The sequence below is a fragment of the Sulfitobacter sp. genome, assembly GCF_036961165.1.
In the GTDB taxonomy this organism is placed as follows: Bacteria; Pseudomonadota; Alphaproteobacteria; order Rhodobacterales; family Rhodobacteraceae; genus Sulfitobacter.
Genome location: NZ_JBALVJ010000122.1, coordinates 1 through 6620, shown reverse-complemented (window position 1 = coordinate 6620; position 6620 = coordinate 1). Strand labels below are relative to the sequence as shown.

Below are 6620 nucleotides of genomic sequence, written 5' to 3'. Positions count from 1 at the left end.
TGAAATCAGAGACGCCGCATGAAATCGGCGGACAACACCTTTGACAAACACCGGCAGGCGCTGTAACTCATCCACATAGAACTGCTTTAACTGTGCATCAATGGTGGTATCACAGATGGCATAATGCACTTGGTCTTGGACTATGACATTATGGGAAAATGGGCAAAGATTTAGCCCTACTACCATTTGTTCAAGCCATCGACGGGTGTTTTTAACTACGTCTTGATGAGCTATTGATAGTGTCTCAAGGTCGAACTTATTGATACGGTAAATCCTTTCTTATTGAACTAACTGAAAGTCTATTTTGCCCATATCTCAAATTGATTTGCAAAAGCCAAATCTATCGGCTCGGCGGAGCTTGGATTCAAGTTTGAAGCGCGACAGTTGTTTTGATGGCCGCGAGTTCCTCGGCCATGGCTTCGGCGGGTGTGTTCCATCCCAGGGTCTTGCGGGGACGGTCGTTCATTAATCGGGCAACGTCGTTCAGTGCGGTTTGACTGAGATCACTCAGGTCAGTGCCTTTCGGGAAGAACTGGCGGAGCAGTCCGTTGGTGTTTTCGTTTGAGCCACGCCGCCAAGGCGCGTGCGGATCGCAGAACCAGATGTCAATCTTGAGACGACGAGACAACTCAGGATGGCAGGCCATTTCCGATCCTCTATCATAGGTCATCGACCGTCTTAGCGCCACGGGCAACCGTTTCATCTGTCGCGTAAAACCTTCAAGGGCGGTGCTGGCGGTGCAGCCGTTCATCTTGCTGAGAATGAAGAAGCGCGTCTTGCGCTCGACCACCGTGCCCACCGCCGACCGGTTGAAAGCGCCCTTGATCAGGTCTCCTTCCCAGTGGCCGTGAACTAGGCGCGCCTCAACGTCTTCCGGGCGATAAATAATACGCAGCGTTTCTGGAACCATAGCAGACCCGGCAAGCGGGGTGCGCCAGGCTCCGCGCTTTGGTTTAGCCTGCCGCAGCGCCTCGATCATCAGCGTCTTCAAGCTTCCCCGCGGCTGCGCATAGATCGCGGCATAGATCGCTTCGTGACTAATGCGCTGACTGGGATCATCTGGATGCATGCGCCGGAGTCTGGCCGCGATCTGCTCCGGCGACCAGCACCAATGAATCAAACGGTTGCGCACCCAGTCATAGAACGGAGCCTCGGGAACCAGTTTGCGCCGTCGTCTCGAGCGCAGCTGTGCCGCATCACGAGCCAGCCTCGCCACATGTGGATCATACCCGTCAGGTGTAGCACCCCGCGTCAGTTCAAGCCCGATAGTGCCGTGATGCCTCCCAATAATCCGACCGATCTGACGAAGACTCGATCCCCGCTGATGTTCCGCAAGGATCACGCCACGTTCATCGGCGTTCAGGTGCTTGTAGTGTTTTTCCATAGCGACATCCTATGCCCTTCCGGCTGTCGGTGTCGCACTTCTAATTTGAGCCCAAGGAGTTACATGCGACCTTTCCGCCCTTCGTGTCGAGCGCCGCTACCGGCCCATTTGTATGTACCGGCTGCTGTTCGCAAGTGATTTTCTGGCATGTTCTCGGAAGTCGCTCATATGTAACCGGCCTGTTGATCGACACGCGGGTCGTGGCCTTGTTGGGGTTATCCGTGAGCGTCGCTTCTTAACCCGAGGGGGCCAGCAGGGTGACGAGCAACAAGAAGGGCACGATTGCCAGATTTTCGAACAGCAAAACGGCAATGGCGGTCTGCCCAGAGGTAGGACTACGCTCGGCGCGCGCGTCTTCCACCCCGCGACGCACCAGCGCCTCACCGACACCGCGCCCCCGCAAGGCATCCAGCACGCCGGTGTGGTCGATGATGATTGTGGTTTCGCCCATTCAAGAATAAGTCTTTTTGGCCCGCTGACCATCCACGACCGCCACATAGCGGCCCTTGCTGTCACCCTCTTCGCGGGTGATTTCAATGTTGGTCTCCATGTGCTCTCCCTTCATCCTTTGTTGTTCAGATGCTTGCGGAGCCAAGTGGCTTCTTCAGCGATGATGCCATGCCCGGCTCCGGGAATGACCATCGTGTCGACCTTGGCGCCTATTGCTTCCAATACCTTAGCGCTCTCGCGCACCCGGGCCAGCGGGATGTGCGGGTCTTGTTCATGGCAGCCAAGCAGCACCGGCACGTCTGCAAGCCGACCTTCGTAGTCAAAGGTCTTGGCCGGACGGTCGTAAAGATCGCCGCGCGGCGCGCCGCCCGCCTCGCCCGTGCCGACCAGACCACCGGAAAGGGCTGCCACTGCGCGGAACGGGCGAAAAAAGCGTGCGGCGGCTTCGACCGCCAGACAAGCGCCTTGCGAGAAGCCTACAAGGGCCACCCGCTCAGGGCCAAAGCCCTGTTCTGCCAGATCGTCAAGCAGGTTTGAAACGACGCTCAACCCACCGCTCAGCCCAGGCTCATTGGCCTCCAGCGGCGCGAGGAAGGAGTCCGGCCACCATGACCGACCCGCCGCCTCGGGGGCGAAAACGGCAAGATCCGGTAGGGCGAGGTGGTCGGCGAGACCGACCATATCTTCAGGGGCCCCGCCCCGCCCGTGGATCATCACAAGCGCAAGCCGCGCCCGGTCCAGCGGGACTCCGGCTGTTACCAGCCGTTGCCCCGCATGCGGACCGGTGCCCCGGGTAGTTGACGCCAGCGCGCCGCTCATGACGGCACCCGGATTTCCGGAAGCATTTGCTCGATACGCGCGCGATGTGCCTCGTATTTCTCGGGCAGTTTCAGTGCCTCTCCCAGCTGGGCCGGATCTTCGTCCACGGCAAATCCCGGTGGATCGGTGGCAATTTCAAACAGCACCCCCCCGGACGTGCGGAAGTAGATCGCGTCGAAATACTGCCGGTCAATCACCGGAGTGACCTGCTCGCCGACAGCCAAGAGTCGCTCGCGCCATTCCAGCTGCTCCTTTCCATCCCGCGCCCGGAAGGCCACGTGGTGAATGGTGCCAGCACCAGACCGCCCGACAGAGCGTGCAACCGAGGTCATCAGATCGACCGCCGAGCCGCGCTCGGGGTCAGTCGAGCGATAGCGTACACGGGTTTCCGTGCCGCCCGTGCCGCCAGTTGCGGTGTTGTCTTCAGCTTCGCGCGCATACCCCATCGCCTCCAGCACCTCAGCGGTAGAGGCGACATCGTCGAGCCAAAGGGTGACGGAATGAAACCCCTCATCCCGCGCGCCGCCTTCGATCAGTTCGACCCGCAGACCATCGGGATCTTTCAACGCGATTGCCCGTTCGCCGAACCGCTCGAACGGTCCGTCAAAGTCAATGGCCGCCTCAGCCAGATCGCCCATGCGCCGATCCAAATCGGGGATCGCATAGGCCACGGCGGAGGCCATGCCTGCGCCTGCGCGGCCCGGACCAGCATCCATGAAGGGGAAGAAGGTCATGATCGACCCCGGTGCTGCATCCTTGTCCCCAAAATAGAGGTGATAGGTGCCCGGATCGTCAAAGTTCACAGTGCGCTTCACCAAACGCTGGCCAAGGGTACCAACCCAAAAGTCGAGATTGGCCTGCGGTGGGCCGGAGATGGCTGTGACATGGTGCAGGCCGGAAATGGCCGGGGGTGTGGCATGAGACATGATGCTCTCCTTTCGTTACCAAAGGGCGCGAGAGGGCCGCTTGGCTTGTTGTGTTCATCGGTTGGAGGCTTATGTAAGCCTCAAGTTACCAAGTGAAAGTCGTTACCAAATGGAAACTACCCAAAAAGAAGTGCTTGCCTCGGCTGATGCGGTCGAAATTGACATGCCCTGTGCGGCTGACACTCTGCTGCGCAAGCTTTGGGGTCAGTGGAAAACCCATGTGATCTATGTGCTGGGCGAGCAGCAAGCCTGCCGCTTCGGCATCTTGCGCCGCAGGGTCGCGGGGATCTCGCCCAAGGTACTGACAACCCGCTTGCGAGAGTTGGAATGCGATGGGCTGGTCTGGCGCGAACAGGAAAACACCATCCCGCCAAAGGTCACTTATGGGCTGACTGAAACAGGCTTCGCCGTGCATGCCGTCCTAAAGGGCATTGAAAAGATCAAAGTCTAAGCGCGCTCCCAAGGAAAATCGACTGCGGTATTGATCAACTCATCGACGAAGAGCCGCAGCCGCGCGGGTTCGGCCCTGACCTGCCGTTCGCCTCGTGGCCGAGTGCTGCGGTGCAGCTTCACCAGACCAGCCATTCGTGCATCGTGCAGCATTTTGTTGACTCAGTCATCGGTCGGCGGACTCTGCTGCCTTTCATGCCATCCGATTAAATGTCTTCTTTAGGGGAGGCATTAAGTAGCTGCATCTTGCACCAAGGTCCGCCGCCGATAGCCGCGTTGGATGACTCACTGGCAATCTCAGCACTTACTACACTACTCATGGTTTTCCTGTCGCGCAGGAATGGCGGTCGTTGTTAGCCCGAGAACCAGCCAATCCTGCATACCGCCGCGATAATAATAGATCCGCTCAGGTGGAAATCCGTCGCGTACCATTGTGTGAAACGCGGTGGGACTCTGTGGGCAAGCGGGACCGTTGCAGAACGCCACCACTTTTCTGGCAGAGGAGCAAACCCACCCCCTTGGGTCTCGTGAGCAGCCCAGTTCGTCAAGCCTGTGTGTCACTTCGCTAAATGGAATTGAGATGCTCCCTGGAATGGTCGCCTTTAGCCGCCATTCGGGCTCTCGCATGTCGACGACCAGAAACTCTGGATCAGCGAGCGCTGCAAGAACCTCGAGTTCTCCCACAGGTTTAACGCCTGTAACTGGAATTATCGGCTGCAGCACCCCGGTGATAAGTTGCATTTCATTTTTCTGACGGACGATTTCGATAGGTCCATCTGCCGTTTTGATTACGAGCTTCGTCTCGTCCTCTGTGATCTTGAGCAGATCAGGCATGGGCTTGCTCCTTTGAGTTTCTCGAGTTCGATGAACAGTGCAATCGAAGTTTTCTTCGAACTCCACGCCCATCAGCAACAGCGCCGAAACAGTGGTTGAGCGGCATGAGCCATTCGGCCGCTCAATTCACGCTGCCGACAGGCGCATCGGGTCAGTTTCCGCCGCCAACGAGCGTCTTGAGATAGGCGATCAGGTCGGCCATGTCTTCAGCGGACATAGACCATCGCGGCATTGCGGGGTCGAGACGCTCCCCAGCTGGGTCGACGCCGTCCGTAATTACGCGGCGAAGCGTGTCTTCGGTATAGCTATCGTGGTCGCCATGACCATCGCCATCGCCGCTTGCATCGTTATCTTCGTTCGCATGCTCACCGAACAGGGCGGCTGCCGTCAGAGGTGGCGCGGACTTCCAGAATTTCGGCATTAGGCGCCCACCCTTGCGATCAGCACCGTGACAGGTAACACATCCGCCCGCCGACATTCTCATGTGCATTGTCCCGCCCTGGAGTGATATCAGCTGGCCGGATGCACTTGTCCCGGTGAAATAGATTCGCTCGCCGTTGCTTTGAAACTCGGACGGCCAATCGGCGCGATTGGTCATTGGGCCGGAACCAAACGTAAGCTGCGCCGCGACCAGCGCAACGGCCAAGACAAGCACGATGCCGCCGAGTCGAACGTAGCGACGATAGAAGGGATGTGGTCTTTGAGACATTCAGGGGTCCTCTTCGTCGGGAGCCGGTACGGTGAAGGTGGGCAGAATCCGTCCTTGGCCGTAGTCTACATAATCGGCAGCTCGGCGCTGTTAGCCGACTTTGCAAATTTTGTACCGTTCATGGGTGTCGGCGTCGGCATCACGCCGACGCCAAAACACTTAGTTGTCGGTTTTCATGGTGCCGTTACCCTCTTGCTTGCCCTGCATCATTCCCATCTTTGCGCGCACCTTCTCCATGCGATCCATCATTTCGGCTGGTGCGGTCATTTCTTCAGCCGTAACAGTACCGTCACCGTCCGCATCAAGGTGCTGGAACTTATCCACCATCATTTCGCGGATCATCGCGCTGTGGAGAGTTTCGAATTCCGCTATTGAGAGCGCGCTGTCACCGTCACTGTCAAATTCCGTCAACTTGGCCTGCAGTTGGGTCCGCATTTCATCGGGCGTCACGGTGCCGTCGCCATCCGTGTCAAACTTTTGCATCATGTCGCCGCCCATAGGACCCATTCCGACCATCATGCCGCCGCCCATCATGCCGCCGCCCATCATGCCGCCGCCCATCATTTCGCCATGCATGCGTTGCATCATTCCCATCATGTCCATCATTCCAGGGCCGCCATTGTGCATCATCCCGGCCTGATCATTCGATCCGGTTTTACCTTTGTGCCCGTGATTGGAGTCTGCGAAAGCGGTGCCGCCGATAACTGTAGCGGCAAGGGCAGTCGCTGCGAGAAGAGTTTTATGGTTCATAGTAAAGTAATCCTCATGAAATGGTTGCGTTGGGTTGCATATGACACTGCCCGGTTGGCAACACATTGATGTGGATCAGTCATCGAGCATCAAATCACCTCCAAGTCAGTTGGAGGCCAGAATCTCACATCGCCGAAATACGCGATACCGTGAGCCGTACGCATCGCTTACTGCGTTACAGCGTTTGAGACGTAGGGGTTCGGAGCCGCCTTCCGCACCGCAGAAAGAATTTGAATCCGTTACCTGTTGAATGTCACTGAGAGCTGACCCGGTAGCCCCATAAATTGTCACTGAGAAT

Annotated in this window: 9 protein-coding genes; 1 reads left to right on the top strand and 8 read right to left on the bottom strand. The window is 57.8% G+C overall.

What is annotated here, in order from left to right:
- The 5 genes from V7730_RS21490 to V7730_RS21470 all read right to left on the bottom strand — a co-directional run.
- A partial coding sequence (locus V7730_RS21490) for a DUF1415 family protein (RefSeq protein WP_335749604.1) occupies positions 1-234 on the bottom strand: 234 nt, incomplete at its 3' end.
- Between the two features lie 130 nt (positions 235-364).
- Positions 365-1384, bottom strand: coding sequence for an IS30 family transposase (locus V7730_RS21485; protein WP_335749603.1), 1020 nt, complete (start codon positions 1382-1384; stop codon positions 365-367).
- A 235-nt stretch (positions 1385-1619) separates the two neighbouring features.
- Positions 1620-1835, bottom strand: coding sequence for a GNAT family N-acetyltransferase (locus V7730_RS21480; RefSeq protein ID WP_335749602.1), 216 nt, complete (start codon positions 1833-1835; stop codon positions 1620-1622).
- Positions 1836-1945: 110 nt separating this feature from the next.
- Positions 1946-2653, bottom strand: a complete 708-nt coding sequence (locus V7730_RS21475; RefSeq protein ID WP_335749601.1) for an alpha/beta hydrolase — start codon at positions 2651-2653, stop codon at positions 1946-1948.
- Positions 2650-3579, bottom strand: a complete 930-nt coding sequence (locus V7730_RS21470; RefSeq protein WP_335749600.1) for a ring-cleaving dioxygenase — start codon at positions 3577-3579, stop codon at positions 2650-2652. The genes V7730_RS21475 and V7730_RS21470 overlap by 4 nt, the downstream gene beginning before the upstream one ends.
- Positions 3580-3688: 109 nt before the next feature.
- On the opposite strand from V7730_RS21470, the gene V7730_RS21465 reads away from it, so the two are divergent.
- On the top strand, positions 3689-4030 hold the full coding sequence (locus V7730_RS21465; RefSeq protein ID WP_335749599.1) for a winged helix-turn-helix transcriptional regulator: 342 nt from the start codon (positions 3689-3691) through the stop codon (positions 4028-4030).
- Positions 4031-4341: 311 nt separating this feature from the next.
- On the opposite strand, the gene V7730_RS21460 is transcribed toward V7730_RS21465, so the two are convergent.
- From V7730_RS21460 to V7730_RS21450, 3 genes are all read right to left on the bottom strand, one after another.
- On the bottom strand, positions 4342-4863 hold the full coding sequence (locus tag V7730_RS21460; RefSeq protein ID WP_335749598.1) for a rhodanese-like domain-containing protein: 522 nt from the start codon (positions 4861-4863) through the stop codon (positions 4342-4344).
- Positions 4864-5014: 151 nt separating this feature from the next.
- Entirely contained in the window at positions 5015-5572 is a 558-nt protein-coding gene (locus V7730_RS21455) for a c-type cytochrome (RefSeq protein WP_335749597.1), read from the bottom strand.
- A 159-nt stretch (positions 5573-5731) separates the two neighbouring features.
- The gene (locus tag V7730_RS21450) at positions 5732-6322 is read right to left on the bottom strand and encodes an EF-hand domain-containing protein (protein ID WP_335749596.1); all 591 of its coding nucleotides are present in this window, start codon (positions 6320-6322) and stop codon (positions 5732-5734) included.
- Positions 6323-6620 lie beyond the last annotated feature (298 nt).

What these genes read in the sequence shown, in the direction of transcription:
- V7730_RS21475 (WP_335749601.1), bottom strand. Translation starts at nt 2,653, where the DNA reads ATGAGCGGCGCGCTGGCGTCAACTACCCGGGGCACCGGTCCGCATGCG.
- V7730_RS21460 (WP_335749598.1), bottom strand. Translation starts at nt 4,863, where the DNA reads ATGCCTGATCTGCTCAAGATCACAGAGGACGAGACGAAGCTCGTAATC.
- V7730_RS21450 (WP_335749596.1), bottom strand. Translation starts at nt 6,322, where the DNA reads ATGAACCATAAAACTCTTCTCGCAGCGACTGCCCTTGCCGCTACAGTT.
- V7730_RS21485 (WP_335749603.1), bottom strand. Translation starts at nt 1,384, where the DNA reads ATGGAAAAACACTACAAGCACCTGAACGCCGATGAACGTGGCGTGATC.
- V7730_RS21455 (WP_335749597.1), bottom strand. Translation starts at nt 5,572, where the DNA reads ATGTCTCAAAGACCACATCCCTTCTATCGTCGCTACGTTCGACTCGGC.
- V7730_RS21470 (WP_335749600.1), bottom strand. Translation starts at nt 3,579, where the DNA reads ATGTCTCATGCCACACCCCCGGCCATTTCCGGCCTGCACCATGTCACA.
- V7730_RS21465 (WP_335749599.1), top strand. Translation starts at nt 3,689, where the DNA reads ATGGAAACTACCCAAAAAGAAGTGCTTGCCTCGGCTGATGCGGTCGAA.
- V7730_RS21480 (WP_335749602.1), bottom strand. Translation starts at nt 1,835, where the DNA reads ATGGGCGAAACCACAATCATCATCGACCACACCGGCGTGCTGGATGCC.